Here is a 19,768-nt window from a genome sequence, read left to right as displayed (position 1 = left end):
GCATCGTCGTCGAAGGCGGCGGAATCCTTTCCGACGTCGGTTCTCCGACTTGGGGCCGATATTCGTTCCGACACAGCTGACCTTTCTCTCGGGGATCGATGAGGACGTCGGGGAGGGCCGCCGGGTCAGCCGGCCCCCGGTACGGGCAGGCCGCAGGCGCGGCGGGCGCGGGAGAGCTGCTCCTCGGGTTCGCCGAACACGCTCCACGGCATCCGGCAGGCGTACGGCCCCATCGCCATGAGCACCGCGCGGGCCTCGAACTCGCGCTGCGCCATGAAGAGCGCGTGCGCCAGATACGCCAGGTCGAGCACCGGCGTGAAGCGGTATCCGGACGCCTCCGGCAGCCAGTTCTGGTAGATCGCGAGCGCCGTGGAACGCCACTGCGGCTGCTCCCAGGTGCGGTCGACCAGCAACTGCGTGGGGTTGTAGCTCTCCACCAGGGCCACCAGCGGCAGCAGCCGAAGGGGCGAGGAGGCGGGGGCGCGCTGGCTCAGGAAGGCGGCGACGTCCCAGGCGGCGTTCACGGAACCGCCGTAGCGCGTGAAGAAGAAGGCCAGGAACCGGTGATGACCCTCACGGTTCCAGGGGTCGAGGCGCAGGACGTGCGAGAACAGGCGCCAGGGGCCGAGAGGCTGGGTCAGCAGCCCCTGCGGGGCCGGGTCGCGCAGGTCGTGCAGCCGGGCCATGGACAGCCGGGCGACCCAGGGCGTGGGATCGGCGCGGTCCATCACCGCGGCCCGGTCGCAGGCGGTCAGCGCTATGCGTTCCAGCGCCTCGGCCCGGTCGTCCTTGGCGTCGGCCGCGCGTAACGCCCGCAGCACGGCCACGCGGGCCCACATCAGGGCGGCCTCGGGGGTCTGTTCCTCCGCCAGCCAGCGTTCGGTGAGATCGGAGTCGGCGGCCTCGGAGGCGAGGACCAGGGATCGGTGGGCCCGTAATCCGTAGTCGGAGCGGGTCTCCTTCAGAGCTTCGTGGGCGCTCAGATAGCGGCCGGCTCTGATGTCCGTGCAGACGCTCGCGAGTCTGCGGTCGTCGGCCGCCGGATGCCACACATACTGCCCCTCGAATAACCCCGCGGCCATCTTCCCCAGTCCATCCCCGTACGACGCTTGCGTTCCCCGACAGGAACCCTACTCAGCATCTGCGAGTACCGGAACGCCCTATCCGAAATACCTGGTTCCGCGGGGCCGGGAATTTTCGGAGCGGCCCCCGAAGTTCTTGAGGATTGTTCAATGAATGGTTCAATACGGCACCATCCTGAACCCATGGATCCGCTGTGGACACCGCCTCGATAGAATGTTCCACAGGACTGTGCCGACCTCGCACCTCACCCCGGGAAAACCCATTCACGACCTCGCCTCACGGCTGCGCCGGCTGCCGCCCTCCTGCGGGCCCGTCCGCCTCGTCGGCGTGGACGGTCACGCCGGCTCCGGAAAGACCACGTTCGCCGGGAGACTGGCGACGGCGCTGGGCGGCGCGCCCGTACTGCACCTCGACGACATCGCCACCCACGAGGAGCTCTTCGGCTGGACCGAGCGCCTGCTGAGCGGGGTGATCGAGCCGTTCGGGCGCGGCGAGCCGGCACGCTACGCCCCCTACGACTGGACGACCCGGGAGTTCGGACCGGTGCACGAGCTGCCGGCCGCACCCGTGGTGCTCCTGGAGGGCGTCGGCGCGGGACGCCGTGCGCTGCGGCCGCGGCTCGCGCGACTGCTGTGGATGGAGTTGCCCCACGAGCAGGCCTGGGCGCGGGGACGGCGACGGGACGGGGAGGCGCAGAGCGAGTTCTGGGACGGATGGGTCCACGCCGAGCGCCGGCACTTCGCCGAGGACCCCACGCGACCGTTCGCGGACCATGTGGTGCGGCAGTGTCCTGAGGGATACGAGGTGCTGCCGGGGCCTGCCGGGACGGCTGGACCGGACCAGTTCATCACGCACCGTGATGGACCATCCGCAGCGTGCTGAAGTCGTGAAGACCCACTCCGGAGAAGTTGCCTCAGTGCCCCAACTCTGCTTGACCAGGGGGCCGTACAGGTCTTACGTTCTGAAGCAGCGGCCCTTCGGGAGCCGCCCGCAGTCGCGAAGCCCCCGGTTGTTCCCCCGTGATCGGGGGCTTCGTTCTGCCCACACCCTCTCTTTCCGGACGCCCCACGACGTGATTCGCTCACCCTGGGTCACCGTTCGCAGTGCGCCCCATATGCTCCCACCTCGTGGAACGGGCTGTGCGGCACCCTTCGGCAGGCCCGTCCACCGCAGGTACGATGCCTCTCGGTGCGACTTTCGGACGGTTGCTGTGCCGCACCGCTTCAACTCCCGTCCGCGGCACAGTCGTTCGACCAGAGCTGCCGACGGGCACCGGCCCGGCGGCAAGGGGATGTCCTGATCCGCGAGGCACTCCCCGACCATCGGGGGCACGGTTTGTGGGGGACGTGATGGACTTCGGCACGCAGGGCTCCGAGGCCCCGGCCGACCTCGCCTGGCTGCGGGGTGTGGACGCCTACACGATGGGCGCCTACCCGCAGGCGGAGGAGGAGTTCCGCGCCGCGGTCCGGATGGACCCCGGTATGGCGGACGGCTGGCTCGGACTGCACGCGCTACGGGTGGACACGACGACCGCGCTGCTGCGGATGTTCCGGCACCGGGACCGCTTCGGCGAGCAGCGCTCCCGCCACCGGCGCACCCTCAACTCCTGGTACTGGCTGGGCTGGTGGGTCCAGCCGGTGCTGGAGAGCCCGCGCGATCTGCTGCTCGCGCACGCCTCGCACTGGCTCGACGGGCGTCATGTACCCGAACTGGACCGGGCGTTGGCCGGACTGCCGCCGGTCGACGCGGACCACCAGGTGCGGTTCCTGCACGCGTGCCGCGCCTATCTGGTCAAGGACTGGGAACAGCTGGTGCGGCACACCGATCCGCTGATCAACGATGCCATGCTCGGCATCGAGGCCGGACTGTTCGGCGGCATGGCGCGGGTCCGGCTGGAGATGTACGGACAGGCCGAGCCGCTGCTGTCGTCCGCGCTGATGCGCTGCCGCAGCGAACAGCCGCAGCGCAAGGAGCTGCGGTACTGGCTGGCCCGCGCCCACGAGGGCACCGGACGGTCCGCCGCCGCACTGCCCCTGTACCGGGCGGTGCACCGGGTCGACCCCTCCTTCATGGACACCTCGGCCCGGCTCGCCGCCATCGCCGAGGGGGACGGGTACGACGACGCCGCCGCCGACCTCGCGGCGATCACGCTCGCCGGGATCGGGCAGGACGTGCTGGAGGGCCCGGACGGCATGGACGCGCTGTTCGGCACCGAGGGGCGCGACCTGAGGCTCCCGGACGCCGATCCGTCGCCGCCCGGCGGGCTGCCGGCCCAGACCGACGGCTTCCGGGAGAAGGCCGTGATCCCGGTGCAGCCGATGCCGGCGGGCCCGACCGACCCCGCCCTGCTCGACGAGGCGCTCGCCGAACTGGAGCGCATGGTGGGCCTGGAACCGGTGAAACGTCAGGTCAAGGCGTTGTCGGCGCAGTTGAACATGGCCAGGCTGCGCACCGGGCAGGGTCTGCCGGTGCAGCCGCCGAAACGGCACTTCGTCTTCTCCGGCCCCTCCGGCACCGGCAAGACCACGGTGGCACGCATTCTCGGCCGGGTGTTCTACGCGCTCGGGCTGCTCGGCGGGGACCATCTGGTCGAGGCCCAGCGAGCGGACCTGGTCGGCGAGTACCTCGGCCAGACCGCCGTGAAGGCCAACGAGCTGATCGACTCGGCGATCGGCGGCGTCCTGTTCGTGGACGAGGCGTACTCCCTGTCCAACTCCGGCTACGGCAAGGGCGACGCGTACGGCGACGAGGCCCTTCAGGTGCTGCTGAAGCGGGCCGAGGACAACCGGGACCACCTGGTCGTCATCCTCGCCGGCTACCCCGAGGGCATGGACCGGCTGCTCGCCGCGAACCCCGGTCTCTCCTCGCGCTTCACCAGCCGCGTGGACTTCCCCTCCTACCGTCCCCTCGAACTGACCTCCATCGGCGAGGTGCTGGCCGCCGAGAACGGCGACATCTGGGACGAGGAGGCGCTGGACGAGCTCCGTTCGATCGCCGGGCACGTCGTCGACCAGGGCTGGATCGACGAGCTCGGCAACGGCCGCTTCCTGCGCACCCTGTACGAGAAGAGCTGCGCCTACCGCGATCTGCGGCTGTCGGGATACCCCGGCACACCGTCGCGCGACGACCTGTCGACGCTGCGTCTGCCCGACCTCATGCAGGCCTACGGGGAGGTCCTCTCGGGCCGGGGCCCGCAGGATCCGTCGGCGATGTGAGAAGGCCCCGGTCCCGCCGGGGGCCGTACGACCGTCACGGGTCGCACGGCCCCCCGGGAACCGGGGCCCACGCTCGCGGTCAGCTCGCCAGCGCCTCCTCGGCCTGGCCGACACGAGGCTCCGCGACCCGTACCGGTGTGACATCGCGGTGCGCCGGGTCCCGTACCTCCCCGACGAGCAGTTCCAGTACGTCCTCAAGGGTCACGAGGCCCAGGACCTTCCCAGTGGCGTCGGCGACCTGGGCCAGATGGGTGGCGGCACGGCGCATCACGGTGAGCGCGTCGTCCAGGGGGAGTTCGGAGCGCAGGGTGGCCATCGGCCGCCACATCTGCTGCGGGACCGCACGCTCCGACTCCTCCAGGTCGAGGACGTCCTTCACGTGGAGGTAGCAGCCCATGGAAGCGCCGTTCTCCGCGACCACCGGGAACCGGGAGTACCCGGTGCGCGCGGTGAGCGCGACGACCTGGCCGGGGGTGACCGAAGGGTCCACGGTGACCAGCGAGGCGCTGTCGAGCAGGACGTCGGTGACCGGACGGGAGCCGAGTTCCAGGGCGTCCTCGAGACGCTCCTGTTCCTCGGGGTCGAGGAGTCCCGCCTGCCCGGAGTCCTCGACGAGCCGGTTGAGCTGCTCGCTCGTGAAGACCGCTTCGACCTCGTCCTTGGGCTCGACCCGGAACAGCCGGAGGATCAGCTGGGCGCAGGCGCCGAGGCCCACCGTGACCGGGCGGCACACCCGTGCGAAGGCGACCAGTCCGGGGCTGAGCCACAGGGCCGTCTTCTCGGGCGCGGCCATCGCCAGGTTCTTCGGGACCATCTCGCCGATGACGAGGTGGAAGAACACGACGAAGGCGAGCGCGATCACATAGCCGAGGGGGTGGATCACCCCGTCCGGCAGGTGGACCGCCTCGAACAGCGGCTCCAGCAGACGGGCGACCGTGGGCTCGGCGACCGCTCCGAGCGTCAGCGAGCACATGGTGATGCCGAACTGGGCCGCCGCCATCATCTGCGGAAGGCGCTCCAGGCCGTACAGGACCTGCCGGGAGCGGGCGGTGCCCAGCGGTTCGATCTGGCTGCGCCGTACGGACACGAGCGCGAACTCGGCGCCGACGAAGAAGCCGTTGGCGAGCACCAGCAGGCCCGCGAACAGCAGTTGGAGCATGGTCATCGGACGGCCTCCGGGGCGAGCGCGGTGCGCACGAGGCGGACGCGTTCGGCACGGTAGTGCCCGACCTGTCGCACGACGAGGCGCCAGCCCGGGAGCTCGGCCTTGTCACCGGGGGCCGGGATCCTGCCGAGCAGGTCGGCGACGAGACCCGCCACGGTCTCGTACGGTCCCTCGGGCACGTCGAGGCCTATGCGCTGCAGGATGTCGACCCGGCAACTGCCGTCGGCGTCCCAGGCGGGCCTGCCGTCCTCGGGGGGCGCGGCCGCGAGCTCGGGCGGCTCGCCCTGCTCGTCGTCGTGCTCGTCGCGGACCTCGCCGACGAGTTCCTCGACGATGTCCTCCAGGGTGACCACGCCGGCCGTGCCGCCGTACTCGTCGACGACGACGGCGATCGGCTGTTCACTGCGCAGCCGCTCCAGGAGGGGCTGCACGGGCAGGGTCTCCGGGACGAGCAGGGGGACCTGGGCGATCCGGCCCACGGGGGTGCGCAGCCGGTCGCGCGAGGGGATCGCGAGGGCGTCCTTGAGGTGCACCATGCCGACGATCTCGTCGATCCGCTCCCGGTAGACCGGGAAGCGGGAGAGGCCGGTGGCACGGGTGAGGTTGACCACGTCCTCGGCGGTGGCCGACGACTGGAGGGCGCTGACCTTCACCCGCGGCGTCATGACGTGCTGCGCGGTGAGGTCGGCCAGGGACATCGTGCGGACGAAGAGGTCCGCGGTGTCCTGCTCCAGGGCTCCCGCTCGCGCGGAGTGCCGGGCGAGGGAGACGAGTTCGCCCGGGGTGCGGGCGGAGGCCAGCTCCTCGGCGGGTTCCACGCCCAGGGCGCGGACGAGCCGGTTGGCGACCGTGTTCAGCGCGGCGATCACCGGCCGGAAGAGGCGGGAGAAGACGTGCTGCGGGCCGGCGACGAAGCGGGCCACCTGGAGCGGCTTGGAGACCGCCCAGTTCTTGGGCACGAGTTCCCCGACCACCATCTGCACGGCGGAGGCCAGCAGCATGCCGACCACCACGGCGACGCCGGGCACGGCGCCTTCGGGCAGCCCGATCGCCGTGAACGGGCCGTGCAGGAGCTCGGCGAGCGCCGGTTCGGCGAGCATGCCGACGACGAGCGAGGTGATGGTGATGCCGAGCTGGGTGCCGGAGAGCTGGAAGGACAGCTCCTTGAGCGACTCGACGACCGTGCCGGCACGTCTGTCACCGTCGGCCGCGGCCTTCTCGGCGTCGGGGCGCTCGACGGTGACGAGGCCGAACTCCGCGGCCACGAAGAAGCCGTTGGCGAGAATCAGCAGGAACGCCGCGCCAAGGAGCAACAGGGGGATGGTCATGCCGCCGCCTCGCTATGTCGGAAGGGGGCGGCGCAGGTACTACAGGACGATCCGTCCATCGCTGGAGGGAATCACTCCTCGGGTAGCAGGGGGCCTCTGAGGGCGGGAGCACATCGGAGGCGGAGGCGCGATGAAAAACGCCTCCGCCGACAGATTAATCAAGACATGGGCTCTCAGGGCAGGGTGGAAGGCCGAGAGTCAGCCCTGATGTTCGTCACGGTGCCCGTCGGGCTCCTGGATTCCACGGGCGGAAGCCAGGGCGCGCAGGGCGCGGGCGTCCTCGATGGCGCGCTGCCGGGCGATGCCCGGCTGGATGCCGAGCGCCGGGAGACTGGTGCCGTCACTGAGGTCGAGGAACACCCAGGGATCACCGGGACGCAGGTTGACCTGGACGATCTCCGCCCAGTCGAGGTGCCGGCGGCTCGCGATGTTGACGACCGTGACACCGCTCTCGTCGGCGACGACCTTGGGCCGCGAGAGCAGCAGGAGCACTCCGAAGAGCAGCGCCGCGGTGAAGATGAAGCTGAGCCGCTCCCCCGGGCCGAGTTGCTCCAGAAGCATGGCGACCGTGGTGATGACCACAAGGATCGACGCGCCCGCGGTGAGCAGCACCGCCCGGGTACGGGAGGGACGGAAGGTTATGGGAAGGGCGGGAAGGTCCGACATGTGCGTTGATCCCGTCAGAGCCGGCAGGCGTGGATGGCCGTGGTCAGGATGGCCCGCGCGCCGAGCTCGTACAGGTCGTCCATGATCCGCTGGGCCTCCTTGGAGGGGACCATGGCGCGGACGGCGACCCAGCCCTCGTTGTGCAGCGGCGAGATGGTCGGCGACTCCAGGCCGGGAGTGAGCGCGACGGCCTTCTCCAGGTGCTCGGCGCGGCAGTCGTAGTCCATCATCACGTAGGTCCGCGCGACCAGCACGCCCTGGAGGCGGCGCAGGAACTGCTGGACCTTGGGCTCGGCGTCCTCGGTGGGGCCGGCTCCGACACGGCGGATGACCACGGCCTCGGACTTCATGATCGGCTCGCCGAAGATCTCCAGGCCCGCGTTGCGCAGCGAGGTGCCCGTCTCGACGACGTCCGCGATGACCTCGGCGACACCGAGTTCGATGGCGGTCTCGACGGCGCCGTCGAGGTGCACGACGGAGGCGTCGACGCCGTGGTCGGCGAGGTGCCCCGCGACGATGCCCTCGTAGGAGGTGGCGATCGTCATGCCGTTCAGGTCCGCGATGCCCTTGGCGGTACCCGGCTTGGAGGCGAAGCGGAAGGTGGAGCGGGCGAAGCCGAGCGGGAGGATCTCCTCGGCGTTGGCTCCGGAGTCGACCAGCAGGTCGCGTCCGGTGATGCCGATGTCGAGACGGCCGGAGGAGACGTAGATCGCGATGTCGCGGGGGCGGAGGTAGAAGAACTCGACCTCGTTGTTCGGGTCGACGATCCGCAGTTCCTTGGACTCCCGGCGCTGCTGGTAGCCGGCCTCATGCAGCATGTCCGCCGCAGGTCCTGAGAGGGAACCCTTGTTGGGGACGGCGATGCGCAGCATGAGGTCGGCTTCCTTTGCTAGAGATTCTTCGGGTGGGTGGGACGGACGGGCGTGCTCGGTGGGGCGCTGCTGAGGGCGCCCCTACAGATGCGCGTACACGTCGTCGAGGGAGATCCCGCGCGCGACCATCATCACCTGGACGTGGTAGAGCAGCTGCGAGATCTCCTCGGCGGCGGCGTCCTTGCCCTCGTACTCGGCGGCCATCCAGACCTCTGCGGCCTCTTCGACGACCTTCTTGCCGATGGCATGAACACCCTTGCCGACGAGTTCGGCGGTGCGCGAGGTGGCGGGATCGCCCGTGGCGGCCTTGTGCTGGAGCTCGGTGAAGAGCTCCTCGAACGTCTTCTTGGACATGGTGGTCCTCACCCTACGCGCTCGGTGCCGTACCTCAGTGCCAGGGTTCAGATACTGAGCGGAGGGTGACCGCGGTCGCGACGGCGGCCGTCACCGCCTCGTGGCCCTTGTCCTCGTTGGAGCCCTCGATGCCGGCACGGTCCAGGGCCTGCTCCTCGGTGTCACAGGTCAGCACACCGAAGCCGATGGGGACGCCGGTGTCGATGGAGACCTGGGTGAGGCCCTGGGTGACGCCCTGGCACACATACTCGAAGTGGGGGGTTCCGCCGCGGATGACGACGCCGAGCGCCACGATCGCGTCGTAGCCGCGGCCCGCGAGGACCTTGGCCGCGACCGGCAGTTCGAAGCTGCCGGGGACCCGCAACAGGGTCGGTTCGTCGATTCCCAGCTCGCGCAGGGCGCGCAGCGCGCCGTCGACGAGACCGTCCATCACCTTGTCGTGCCACTGTGCCGCGATGACCGCGACCCGCAGGTCGCCGCAGTTGCGTACGGACAGTTCAGGTGCACCCTTGCCGCTCACGTCTCTCCTTCAGTCCCGCTGTGCCGTGTTGCCGATAGTGCTGTGTCGCCGGTGCTGCGCCGCACCGGTTGTGCTGTCGTGCCGATGGTGCCGGTGGTGCTGTGGTGCCGTGTCCCGCGGTGGTGCCGGGCGTACGGGGTCACTGGCTCCCGCAGGCCGACACGGTGGTCGCGTCGAGCCAGGGGAGGTCGTGCCCCATCCGGTCCCGCTTGGTCCGCAGGTAGCCGAGATTGTGCTCGCCCGCCTGGACGGGCATGGGCTCCCGTCCGGTGACCCGCAGGCCGTACCGGACGAGCGCGTCGGTCTTGTCGGGGTTGTTGGTCATCAGGCGCAGGCTGCGGACGCCGAGGTCCTCCAGGATCCGCGCGCTCGCGCCGTAGTCCCGGGCGTCGGCGGGCAGGCCGAGTTCCAGGTTGGCGTCGAGGGTGTCCCGGCCGCGCTCCTGGAGCTCGTACGCGCGGAGCTTGGACAGCAGCCCGATGCCGCGTCCCTCGTGACCGCGGAGGTAGACGACGATGCCGCGGCCCTCGGTCTGGATGCGCCGCATGGAGGTCTGGAGCTGGGGGCCGCAGTCGCAGCGGTGCGAGTGGAAGACATCGCCGGTGAGGCACTCGGAGTGGACCCGGACCAGGACGTCCTCGCCCTCGCCGATCTCGCCGTGGACGAGGGCGACATGCTCGACGCCGTCGGCCGTGGAGCGGTAGCCGTACGCGGTGAACTCGCCGAAGGCGGTGGGGAGACGGACCTCGGCCTCGCGCCGGACGGTGGGTGCGGCGGGGACCGCCCCGGTGTCGGCCGTCAGGGTGCTCTCGGCCGAGCGGCGGTAGGCGATCAGGTCCTCGATGGAGATGATCGTCAGGCCGTGCTTGCGGGCGAAGGGGATCAGTTCGGGCAGCCGGAGCATCCGGCCGTCCTCGCCGGCGATCTCGACGATCGCTCCGGCCGGGCGCAGTCCCGCCAGCCGGGCCAGGTCGACGGCGGCCTCGGTGTGGCCGTTGCGGGCCAGCACGCCTCCGGGCCGCGCGCGCAGCGGGAAGACGTGGCCGGGGCGCACGAAGTCGTCGGCCCCCGAGACGCCGTCCGCGAGGAGCCGCAGGGTGGCGGCGCGGTCGGCCGCCGAGATGCCGGTGCTCACCCCGTGGACGGCGGAGGCGTCCACCGACACCGTGAACGCGGTCTTCATCGACTCGGTGTTGTCGTCGACCATCTGCGGAAGGCGGAGCCGGTCGAGCTCGTCGCCCTCCATGGGCGCGCAGATCAGTCCGCGGCACTCGCTCATCATGAAGGCGACGATCTCGGGGGTCGCCATCTCGGCGGCGACGACGAGGTCTCCCTCGTTCTCCCGGTCCTCGTCGTCGACGACCACGATGGGGCGGCCGGCCGCGATGTCGGCGATGGCCTGCTCGACGGGGTCGAGCGCGAAGTCCGAGGCATCCTGATCGTGCCCGGTGCTGTACCAAACCGGCGCCGTTGTCATGCCGGGGCTCCTTCCATGACGGGCTGCCCGGCCTCACGGGAGCGCAGCCACCAGTCGCGCATGCCCCACAGGACGAGCGCGCCGTACAGGACGTAGACGAAACCGGAGAAGGCGTAGCCGTTCGCGAAGTTGAGCGGGACGCCCACCACGTCGACCAGCAGCCAGGCGAACCAGAACTCGACCATGCCGCGGGCCTGCGCGTACATGGCGACGATCGTGCCGACGAAGATGTACGCGTCGGGCCAGGGGTCCCAGGACAGCGTCGGGTACGCGTGGAACAGGCCGCTGACGGCGAGGGTCCCCACGACGGCGGCGCCGACCATGTACGCGCGTTCACGCCAGGTGGCGAACCGTACGGAGACGCGTCCGTCCTTGCCCTCGCCGCGGTTCCACTGCCACCAGCCCCACAGGGCGACGACGATGACCACGACCTGCTTGCCGGCGCTGCCGGTGAGGTGGCCGAAGAAGGCGGCGAAGAGGACGACTCCGGAGAGGAGCTGGACGGGCCAGCTCCACACGGAGCGCCGCCAGCCGAGCGCGAGGGCGATCAGACCGATCACGTTGCCGATCATGTCCGACCACATGATGTGCTGGTCGAGGAGGACGAAGGCCTCGGAGTTCAGCCAGTTCACTGCCCGGCCCCCTGGACGCCGGGCAGACCGGCGGACTGCCCACCGCGTGCGCCCAGCAGCCGCTCGACGTACTTGGCGATCACGTCGACCTCGAGGTTGACCGGGTCGCCGGGCTGCTTGTGGCCCAGCGTGGTCAGGTCGAGGGTGGTGGGAATGAGGCTCACGGTGAAGAAGTCGGGGCCGGCGTCGACCACGGTCAGGCTGATGCCGTCGACGGTGATGGAACCCTTCTCGACCACATAGCGCGAAAGGTCGGTGGGCAGCGAGATCTTGACGATCTCCCAGTTCTCGGACGGCTTGCGCTCGATGACCGCGCCGGTGCCGTCGACGTGTCCCTGCACGATGTGGCCGCCGAGGCGCTCGCCCACGGCCATCGGCCGTTCCAGGTTGACGCGGGAGCCGACGGTGAGGGCCCCGAGGCTGGAGCGGTTCAGGGTCTCGGCCATGACGTCGGCGGTGAACTCGTCGCCCTCGTGCTCGACGACGGTGAGACAGACTCCGTTGACGGCGATGGAGTCGCCGTGCTGCGCGCCCTGCGTGACGACGGGGCCACGCAGCCGGAAACGCGAGGCGTCGTCGAGAATCTCGACGGCGGTGACCTCACCCAGCTCTTCGACGATTCCGGTGAACACTTCCCGGGTCCTCCTGCCTCATGGGGCACGGACTCCGGGGCTGTCGATGACGACACAATGAGCGGACCGCGGCACACCGGGAGCGATACCGGAAGGACACCCGTCCCGTAGGACGAGCGGCGACAAACGGCAGCGCGCACGACATACCCGCCCGCCGCGCACTGCCTCCCATCCGGACTTTAACCGTCGGTCCAGGAATTCCACCTGGTCAACCGGCCGCTGGAAGCGACCGGGTCGCGGACTATAACCGCCGGTTCGGAATTACACCGACCCCGGAGTGCGCTGCTTCTGGTACATGGCCAGTGTGCCACGCCCGATCGTCGGCCATGGGGCCGCACCTCTGTGGGGTGGCTCACAGCCGGTCTCCATGGACTTCCACGGAACGGTTTCGCCGTCAACCTCCTTGACTCCGGGCGGCCTTGTGACACGACCCGGGTCCACCCGACTGGTCCATACCTATTGACGCTCTGGTCTAGTCCTCTTAGTGTCCTCGATCAAGACTGCGTGATCATTCATTGCCGGTCCCCCCACGATCGACCCGGCGGCGGTGACGAAGGCCCTTGCCCCGCCGCCGGGTCTCCAGCCGGCCCCGCGCCGGGCCTGCCGGGACGGCGGAGCGACCCGGACTACCGCGACGACGGCGGGGCGAACAGCTCGTCCTGGGCGCCGTCGCGTGCGGTCAGCAGGGCGCCGCGCAGTACCGCGCCCCCGCCCAGCGGGCTCGCGCGCACCTCGGTCGGGAGCGGCGAGATACGGGCGAGCCGTCGCCCGACCCGAGCGGCGAGCGGCGCGCCGCCCGCCTGGCCGACCTCGCCGCCCAGGACCACGCACCCGGGGTCCAGCACGGCACTGACGGAGGCCGCCCCGATGGCCAGGCGGTCGGCGAGGGCGTCGAGGAAGCCGTCGGCGGCCGGCGAGCCGGCGGCCGCCAGCGCCTGCCGCACCAGCGCCGCGGCATGCGGTTCGTAGCCCTCGGGCCGCGCCGAGACACCGTGCTCCGCCGCCAGTTCCGCGATCGCCGCGGACCCGACCAGCGAGTGGAAGCCGCCGCCGCAGTCGGTCGCCGAGGGGAGACTCGTGGTGCCCGGCACCGGAAGGAACCCGATCTCCCCGGTACCTCCGGAGGCGCCGCGGCGCAGGGCGCCGTCGAGGACCACGGCGGCGCCGGTGCCGTGACCGATCCACAGCAGGACGAACGTGTCGCGGTCGCGGGCGACTCCTTCGCGCTGTTCGGCGAGGGCCGCGAGGTTGGTCTCGTTCTCGACGAGGACGCGGGCCTCGGGAAGCCGTTCCTGAAGGGCCGCGACCAGCCGCCGGTGCCACGCGGGCAGGCCGGTGGAGTTGCGGAGTTCGCCACTGGCGGGGTCGATCAGGCCGGGCGCCCCGATGCCGACGGTGTGCAGCCTGCCCCACCCCGGGACGAGTTCGCGCGGGGGCGACGCCCCGAGGGAGCCGGCCTCCTTCGCCACCCGCTCGACCAGCGCGACCGCCTGCTCCACCGCCGGCCCGGTCCCGGTGCCCTCGCCGATGGGCGCCGACGCCTCGGCCAGGACCCGGCCGACCAGATCGGAGACGACGACCGAGACTCCCTCCGTACGGACGTCCAGCGCGGCCAGATGCGCTCGGCCCGCGACGATCCCGTAGACCCGGGCGTTCGGGCCGCGCCGCTGCTCCCCCGATTCCCCGACGACGGTGACGAGACCGGAGGCGGTGAGGCGTTCGACGAGGTCGGCGACGGTCGGCCGGGAAAGTCCGGTGAGCTGCTTCAGCCGCCCTGCCGTCAAAGGGCCTTCCTGCTGCAACAGCCGCAGGGCGAGCCGGTCGTTGATGGCCCGTGCGGTGCTCGGGGATGCGGGCATGGCGGGAATCCTCCCAGACCGGCGAGGCCACCAGGTGACCGGGCGGCGAGCGGTCATCTATTTATCAGGCAGGGTTCCTGATAGTTTACGGCGGCACGACGTGGAACCATCACCTGGGGAGGGGATCGAGCATGAGTGAAGTGGTCTGCGACCAGCGCGACGTCAGGCGCGCCCGGTACGCCGTGGCGGCCGTGTTCGCCGTGCACGGAGCCGTCACCGGGTCCTTCGCGACCCGCGTGCCGTGGATCCAGGACCACGCGTCGGTCAGCGCGGGGCAGCTCGGTTTCGCGCTCGCCTTCACCGCCCTCGGCGCGTCCTGCTCGATGCCGCTGGCCGGCCGCATCACCCACCGCTTCGGCAGCCGTACGGCGCTGCGCGGACTCATGGCCCTGTGGACGCTGGCCCTGATCCTGCCGTCCCTGGCGCCGAACCTGCCGACCCTGTGCCTCGCGATGTTCGTCTACGGCGCCACGGCGGGGATGGCGGACGTCGCCATGAACGCGCTGGGTGTCGAGGTCGAGAACCGCCTCGACAAGTCGATCATGTCCGGGCTGCACGGCATGTGGAGCGGGGGCGCGCTGATCGGTGCGGCGGCCGGCACGCTCGCCGCGCATCTGGGCGCCGACGCGCGCCTGCACCACGCCCTGGCCGCGGGGACCCTCACCCTCCTCGGCCTGATCGCCTGCCGCTGGGTGCTCGATCTTCAGCCCGCCGAGGACGAGGAGCCGCCGCCGCGGTTCGCGCTGCCGCCCCGGTCGGCGCTGCTCATCGGCGCGGTCGGCTTCTGCGCGGTCTTCGCGGAGGGCGCGAGCCTGGACTGGTCGGCGGTCTATCTGCGCGACCGGCTGGACAGCTCGGCCGGGCTCGCCGCGGCCTCGACCACCGGTTTCATGCTGACCATGGCGGTGGCCCGGCTGGCCGGCGACTCGGTGGTGAACCGTTTCGGCGCTGTGCGGACCGTGCGGGTGGGCGGCGTGCTGGCCGTGCTCGGCGGGCTGCTGATCGTCGTCGCGGGTCATCCGGCGGTGGCGATGGGCGGCTTCGCGCTGCTCGGACTCGGTATCGCGGTCGTCGTCCCGCTCTGCTTCGCGGCGGCCGGGCGCAGCGGCCCCAACCCCAGTCAGGCCATCGCCGGCGTCGCGACCATCACGTACACCTCGGGGCTCATCGCGCCGAGCCTGATCGGGTCGGTGGCGCAGGCGACGAACCTGATGGTGTCGTTCGGGCTGGTCACGCTGCTGGCGTTCGGGCTCACCGCGCTCGCGGGTGTGCTGCGGGCGGGAGACCGCGTCGCGTCGAAGGTCAGTCCCCCGAGCGCAGCAGTTCCCGGCCCACGGCCCTGAACCCCTCGCTCCACGGCGTCGGGCGCAGGGTTCCGGCGTCGAGCCGTACGAGCACCCGGGTTCCGTGCGCGTAGGTGACCGCGCCGTCGGGGGAGCAGAAACGGAAGCCGTACGTCAGTCCGGTGTTTCCGAGCCTTTCCAGCCAGAGGTGGACGGCGTACGCGCCGGGGCGGCTGACCGGGGCCTCGTAGGTGATCCGCAGTTCCTTGACCGCGTTGCAGGAGTCGCCCGCCGCCTCCCAGTCGCCCTCGAAGCCGAAGCCTCGCTCGTTCCACAGCGCGGTCCAGGCGCGTTCGACCATGACCGGGTAGCGGGCGTTGTGCAGCAGTCCGAGCGCGTCGAGGTCGTCGAAGTGGACGGTGACGGGCAGGAGGCGTCCGTACGGGAGGGCGGGGGCGGCGGGGGCTTCGGCGGTCACGGGCGGGGCTCCTGGAGCGAACTGCGGCACGCGGACTGGGCGGGCCTGGCTGAAACGACGCTCCCCATCCTAAGCAAACGCTCAGGAACCCCGTCCGGGCGGGATCAGCCCGCGATGGAGTCGAGCTGCTCGGCGGCCGGCCGCAGCTCCCACAGATCACCGCCGGGCGGCGCCTCTAGCCCCGGCACGGCGGCCCGCGCGGCCCGGTCCCCCGCGTCGGCCGCGGCATGCACCACATCGGTCGCCGCGAAGCGGTGGAACTCCAGCTCAGGGTGGCTCCACGGCTCGGCCCCGGTCGCCGCGGGCAGCAGGTGGTCGACCGCCCCGAACAGGCTCTGGCCGTCCGGCCCCCGGTAGGACCAGAGGTCCACGCCGACGTGCCGGCCGATGGCCGCGAGCCGGGTGTACGCCACCAGGTCGAAGGTCGAGTAGTGCCAGCTGCGGGTGCGGGCGAGCTCCTGGGGCTGGCTGCCGTCGGCGGCGATCTGCGGGTCGATGCGCAGGCCGCGCGCGGCGAGCACCGTCCGCCGCGCGAGGTCCTTGTCGCCGGTGGCGTACGCGAGGGCGGCGAGCTGCATGTCGTAGAAGGTGCCGTGGTTGTTCCGCGCGGCGCCCTCCTCCTTGCCGAAGGCGCTGTCCGTCAGCCAGTCGCGGTAGCCGGTGTTCCAGGCGAGCATCGCGGCCCGGTCGCGCCGGGACCAGCCGGGGGCGCCGGTGTCGAGGAGGGCGATCGCGTCGAGGACGCTCGTGTAGGACTGCGAGAAGTCGATGACGCCGATGGCCCGGCCGTCGTACCTGCAGGGGATGAACTGGCCGTGGTCCAGGTTCGGGTTCATCCGTGTGGCCGGGTCCAGGAACCAGGTGCGCAGAACCTGGGAGGCTTTCACGGCGTACCGCTTCTCGCCGGTGTAGTACCAGGCGAGCGCGAGGTCGTACGTCGAGTCGAACACCTTCTCGACATCCTGGCGGTCGGTACCGGTGTCCACCTCGGGATTGCGCTGACCGTCACGCTGGACGTACGGGCAGCCCCAGGGGTTGCCGGCGGTGGCCGGCTGCGAGGGCCACCAGTAGGGGGCCTGGCTGAGGTAGTCGTGAACGTCGCCGCCGGGGGCGGGTTTCGGCTTGTCGACGACCGTCCAGGGGCCCTGGTCGAGCCAGTTGTCGGCGCGGGCAGTCAACGCCCGCAGCGAGAGGGCGAGTCGGCGGTCGCCGCGGTCCAGGCGGACACGGGTCCGCCGGAGCCGGCCGCCGTCGAGGACCGCGGTCCTCGGCAGTCCCGGCGCGGCCCGTCCGGACACCGCGGGGCCGTCCGTGGACTCCGTACGCGCCGGCACCGCGTGGGTGGCCGCGGACACGGCGCGGGCGGATGCCCGAGGCGCGGCCGCGGACGCCGTACGAGCGGACGCCGAGGGAGAGACGAGGGTCGCGAGCGTGACAGTGGCCGCCACGGCCACCAGGCCCAGTCTGGATCGTGCACTCACGGAACACTCCGATCAGACATATGAACGATGTTCATGAGGAGGACCGTGTGAGCGTAGAGCGGCTGGTTGGACGTGACAATGGGCCGGACAAATTCACGTACAGAGAAAGCGAACCCTCACCATGGACCTCGGCGTGCGCTGGAAACTGCACGGCGACGGACGGACTCCCGCCCCCGGAGCGGTCGTCCGCCCCGATGAACGCCTCTCCTGGCCCCGGACCTTCGGGCTCGGCGCCCAGCACGTGGTGGCGATGTTCGGGGCGTCTTTTGTTGCGCCCGTTTTGATGGGACTTGACCCGAATCTTGCGATCATGATGTCCGGTGTCGCGACGGTCGTCTTCCTGCTCTCCACCCGCGGCCGGGTGCCCAGCTACCTGGGCTGTTCGCTCTCCTTCGTGGGCGTCGCCGCCGTGATCCGGGCGCAGGGCGGCACCAGCGCCACGGTGACCGGCGCGTGCTTCGTGGTCGGCGTCGCGCTGTTCCTGGCGGGTCTGGCCGTCCAGCGGTTCGGGGCGAGGATCATCCACGCCGCGATGCCGCCGATCGTGACCGGCGCGGTCGTCATGCTGATCGGCTTCAACCTGGCGCCGGTGACCGCCTCCACCTACTGGCCGCAGGACCAGTGGACGGCCCTGCTCACCATGCTGGTGACCGGCGCGGCCGTGGTGTGCCTGCGAGGTTTCTGGTCACGCATCGCGATCTTCCTGGGACTGCTCTTCGGTTACGCCGCCTCCTGGGCCTTCGACCGGATCTTCGGGCGGATCCACGCGGCGGACGCGAGCGGCAAGGTCACCGACCACTGGCGCCTGGACCTCTCCGGGGTCGGGAAGGCCGACTGGATCGGACTGCCGTCGTTCCACGGACCCTCGTTCCAGTGGTCCGCGATCCTCGTCGCCCTGCCGGTGGTCATCGCGCTGGTCGCGGAGAACGCGGGGCACGTCAAAGCCGTCGGCGAGATGACCGGAGACCCGCTGGACGACGAACTGGGCACCGCGATCTCCGCGGACGGCGCCGCCTCCATGCTCTCCACCGCGGTCGGCGGCCCGCCCAACACCACGTACTCCGAGAACATCGGCGTGATGGCCGCGACCCGGGTCTACTCCACCGCCGCCTACTGGGCCGCCGCCGGCTTCGCCCTGCTCTTCGGACTGTGCCCCAAGTTCGGCGCGGTGGTCGCGGCGATCCCGGGCGGTGTCCTCGGAGGCATCACCGTCATCCTCTACGGCATGATCGGCCTGCTCGGTGCCCAGATCTGGCTCAACGCCCGGGTGGACCTGCGCAATCCGCTGAACCTGGTGCCCGCCGCCGCGGGCATCATCATCGGCATCGGCGGCGTCACCCTGAAGTTCACGGACAACTTCTCGCTGAACGGCATCGCGCTGGGCACCATCGTCGTGATCACCGGCTACCACGCGCTGCGGGCGATGGCCCCGGCCCACCTCCGCCAGGAACCGCTGCTCGACTCGGGGACCTCGGCGTACGACGGGCCCGGGGATCAGCCCGCCAGCTCATAGGCGTACTCGGCCGAGAAGGTTCCCGGTTCGCCCCGGCAGCCGTCCGACTCCCCCGGCGGCTTCACCCACAGATAGGCGTCGATCCCGGCCTCCCCGGTGCTCAGGGTCGGCGCCGGACCGATCCTGCGGCCCGGCGGATCGCACCACGCTCCGCCGGGGGCGGCGCCGTTGCCGTTGCGGCTGGTGTCGATGACGGCACCGAGGCCCGAGGGCCCGCCGAGCGCGGCGAGGACGCGCCGGACGTAGGCGATCTCGTCGTTCGTCCGGTTGAAGTTGGAGACGTTGGTGAAGACACCGTCGGAGGAGGCGGCGGAGGCAGCGCCCGCCCGCCGCAGCAGCGCGGCCTGCGCGGCCGCCGGGTTCCAGTCGGAGTTGCCCGCGTCGTAGTAGACCCGGGCCCTGGGGTCCGCCGCCTTCAGGACGCGTCCCGCGCGGGCCAGGGAGGCGAGGCGGCCCGCCCGCTCCGGCCCGGTGAGGCAGTCGGACTGGGCGATCGAGTCGGGCTCCAGGACGACGACGGTCTCGCGGGAGCCGAGCCCCGCCGCGAAGCCGTCGATCCAGCCGTCGTACGCGGCGAGGTCGGGCGCCCCGCCCTCCGAGGCCCCGCCGCAGTCGCGCCGCGGGACGGCGTACGGCACGAGGACCGGCACCCCGCCCCGCTCGGCGGCCGCCGAGGTCACGGCCTCGACCCGCGCGGTGATCGTGGAGGGTGTGAAGTCCGCGAACCACACCGCGGCCGGGCGGTCGGCGATCCGGGACGCGATGACCGCGCGCCGGGGATCACCGGGGTGACTGTCGACCCATGCGCGCACCTGGGAATCGGGGTGGCGGTAGAGGAGGGCGGGCCCCGCGACGGTCCGTGGCCCGCCCTTACCGGGCGAGGGATCGGCGGCCGGTTCCGGGGAGGCCGGCCGCGAAGGGGACGGCGTGACGGAACCGCCCGCCGGTGTCCGCGCACCGGACGGCAAGGGGGCGGACGATCGGGTCACCGGCGCTCGGGCCTCCGGCGACGGGCGCCCGTCGCCGAGCGCGGACACGGTGCCCGTCACGGTGCCGGCCGCGACCACGACCGAGGCCACGACGACCATGACACCGCGTCCCACGGCTCTGCCGCGCTCCGCCCCGCGCTCGACGAGCCGCTGGACACGTAAGCCTGACACGTACGGTTCCCCCACTCCGGCCCCGTCCGCGTTCCCCCGTTCTGGGGAAG

General features: G+C 71.3%; 18 protein-coding genes and 1 riboswitch. Of the genes, 4 read left to right on the top strand and 14 right to left on the bottom strand.

The annotated features are described in order from the left end of the window. Positions 1-125: 125 nt before the first annotated feature. Positions 126-1,082 (bottom strand): hypothetical protein, encoded by a 957-nt coding sequence (locus OG780_RS33955; RefSeq protein ID WP_328454648.1) that lies wholly within the window; start codon positions 1,080-1,082, stop codon positions 126-128. A gap of 229 nt (positions 1,083-1,311) precedes the next feature. Here OG780_RS33955 and OG780_RS33950 point away from each other — a divergent pair, with 229 nt between their 5' ends. Both OG780_RS33950 and OG780_RS33945 read left to right on the top strand, forming a co-directional pair. After that, positions 1,312-1,965, top strand: coding sequence for a uridine kinase family protein (locus tag OG780_RS33950; RefSeq protein WP_328454646.1), 654 nt, complete (start codon positions 1,312-1,314; stop codon positions 1,963-1,965). Between the two features lie 467 nt (positions 1,966-2,432). After that, entirely contained in the window at positions 2,433-4,298 is a 1,866-nt protein-coding gene (locus OG780_RS33945) for an AAA family ATPase (RefSeq protein WP_328454644.1), read from the top strand. A 79-nt stretch (positions 4,299-4,377) separates the two neighbouring features. Here the strand turns inward: OG780_RS33945 and OG780_RS33940 are convergent, their stop codons facing one another. From OG780_RS33940 to OG780_RS33895, 10 genes are all read right to left on the bottom strand, one after another. Then, positions 4,378-5,463, bottom strand: a complete 1,086-nt coding sequence (locus tag OG780_RS33940; RefSeq protein WP_328454642.1) for a hemolysin family protein — start codon at positions 5,461-5,463, stop codon at positions 4,378-4,380. Continuing rightward, a complete protein-coding gene (locus tag OG780_RS33935; RefSeq protein WP_326788969.1) occupies positions 5,460-6,791 on the bottom strand; it encodes a hemolysin family protein in 1,332 nt (443 codons plus the stop codon). Before OG780_RS33935 ends, OG780_RS33940 begins: the two co-directional genes overlap by 4 nt. A 198-nt stretch (positions 6,792-6,989) precedes the next feature. Continuing rightward, positions 6,990-7,457 carry a PH domain-containing protein gene (locus tag OG780_RS33930; protein WP_328454640.1) on the bottom strand — a complete coding sequence of 156 codons (468 nt, stop codon included), beginning with the start codon at positions 7,455-7,457 and terminating at the stop codon, positions 6,990-6,992. 14 nt (positions 7,458-7,471) lie between these two features. Next, positions 7,472-8,329: an ATP phosphoribosyltransferase gene (hisG, locus tag OG780_RS33925; protein WP_328454638.1), complete on the bottom strand. Its 858-nt coding sequence runs from the start codon at positions 8,327-8,329 to the stop codon at positions 7,472-7,474. An 81-nt stretch (positions 8,330-8,410) separates the two neighbouring features. Beyond that, positions 8,411-8,683 carry a phosphoribosyl-ATP diphosphatase gene (locus OG780_RS33920; RefSeq protein ID WP_015661856.1) on the bottom strand — a complete coding sequence of 91 codons (273 nt, stop codon included), beginning with the start codon at positions 8,681-8,683 and terminating at the stop codon, positions 8,411-8,413. Positions 8,684-8,717: 34 nt separating this feature from the next. Further along, positions 8,718-9,203 carry a 6,7-dimethyl-8-ribityllumazine synthase gene (gene ribH / locus OG780_RS33915; protein ID WP_328454634.1) on the bottom strand — a complete coding sequence of 162 codons (486 nt, stop codon included), beginning with the start codon at positions 9,201-9,203 and terminating at the stop codon, positions 8,718-8,720. A gap of 139 nt (positions 9,204-9,342) precedes the next feature. Further along, on the bottom strand, positions 9,343-10,680 hold the full coding sequence (locus tag OG780_RS33910; protein ID WP_328454632.1) for a bifunctional 3,4-dihydroxy-2-butanone-4-phosphate synthase/GTP cyclohydrolase II: 1,338 nt from the start codon (positions 10,678-10,680) through the stop codon (positions 9,343-9,345). Beyond that, complete coding sequence (locus tag OG780_RS33905) at positions 10,677-11,312, bottom strand: nicotinamide mononucleotide transporter family protein (RefSeq protein ID WP_326788965.1); 636 nt, start codon at positions 11,310-11,312, stop codon at positions 10,677-10,679. Before OG780_RS33905 ends, OG780_RS33910 begins: the two co-directional genes overlap by 4 nt. Beyond that, complete coding sequence (locus OG780_RS33900; RefSeq protein ID WP_328454630.1) at positions 11,309-11,944, bottom strand: riboflavin synthase; 636 nt, start codon at positions 11,942-11,944, stop codon at positions 11,309-11,311. The genes OG780_RS33905 and OG780_RS33900 overlap by 4 nt, the downstream gene beginning before the upstream one ends. A 154-nt stretch (positions 11,945-12,098) precedes the next feature. After that, a riboswitch (FMN riboswitch) is annotated at positions 12,099-12,229 on the bottom strand. A 341-nt stretch (positions 12,230-12,570) separates the two neighbouring features. Continuing rightward, positions 12,571-13,803 carry an ROK family transcriptional regulator gene (locus tag OG780_RS33895; protein WP_328454628.1) on the bottom strand — a complete coding sequence of 411 codons (1,233 nt, stop codon included), beginning with the start codon at positions 13,801-13,803 and terminating at the stop codon, positions 12,571-12,573. Between the two features lie 131 nt (positions 13,804-13,934). On the opposite strand from OG780_RS33895, the gene OG780_RS33890 reads away from it, so the two are divergent. Next, complete coding sequence (locus OG780_RS33890) at positions 13,935-15,146, top strand: MFS transporter (RefSeq protein WP_328454626.1); 1,212 nt, start codon at positions 13,935-13,937, stop codon at positions 15,144-15,146. Here the strand turns inward: OG780_RS33890 and OG780_RS33885 are convergent. Together OG780_RS33885 and OG780_RS33880 are read right to left on the bottom strand one after the other, a co-directional pair. Further along, positions 15,106-15,564, bottom strand: a complete 459-nt coding sequence (locus OG780_RS33885) for an acyl-CoA thioesterase (RefSeq protein WP_328454624.1) — start codon at positions 15,562-15,564, stop codon at positions 15,106-15,108. The genes OG780_RS33890 and OG780_RS33885 overlap by 41 nt on opposite strands. 104 nt (positions 15,565-15,668) lie before the next feature. After that, positions 15,669-16,898 carry an alginate lyase family protein gene (locus tag OG780_RS33880; RefSeq protein WP_328458588.1) on the bottom strand — a complete coding sequence of 410 codons (1,230 nt, stop codon included), beginning with the start codon at positions 16,896-16,898 and terminating at the stop codon, positions 15,669-15,671. Positions 16,899-17,166: 268 nt separating this feature from the next. Here OG780_RS33880 and OG780_RS33875 point away from each other — a divergent pair, with 268 nt between their 5' ends. Further along, entirely contained in the window at positions 17,167-18,558 is a 1,392-nt protein-coding gene (locus OG780_RS33875; protein ID WP_328454622.1) for a uracil-xanthine permease family protein, read from the top strand. Here the strand turns inward: OG780_RS33875 and OG780_RS33870 are convergent. Beyond that, a complete protein-coding gene (locus OG780_RS33870; RefSeq protein ID WP_328458586.1) occupies positions 18,540-19,646 on the bottom strand; it encodes a glycoside hydrolase family 6 protein in 1,107 nt (368 codons plus the stop codon). The two genes, OG780_RS33875 and OG780_RS33870, sit on opposite strands and share 19 nt — an antisense overlap. Positions 19,647-19,768 lie beyond the last annotated feature (122 nt).

The sequence above is a fragment of the Streptomyces sp. NBC_00386 genome (genome assembly GCF_036063235.1).
Taxonomy (GTDB): Bacteria; Actinomycetota; Actinomycetes; order Streptomycetales; family Streptomycetaceae; genus Streptomyces.
Note: the sequence above shows the minus strand (reverse complement) of the source record. Positions and strands in the feature narration are given on the sequence as shown.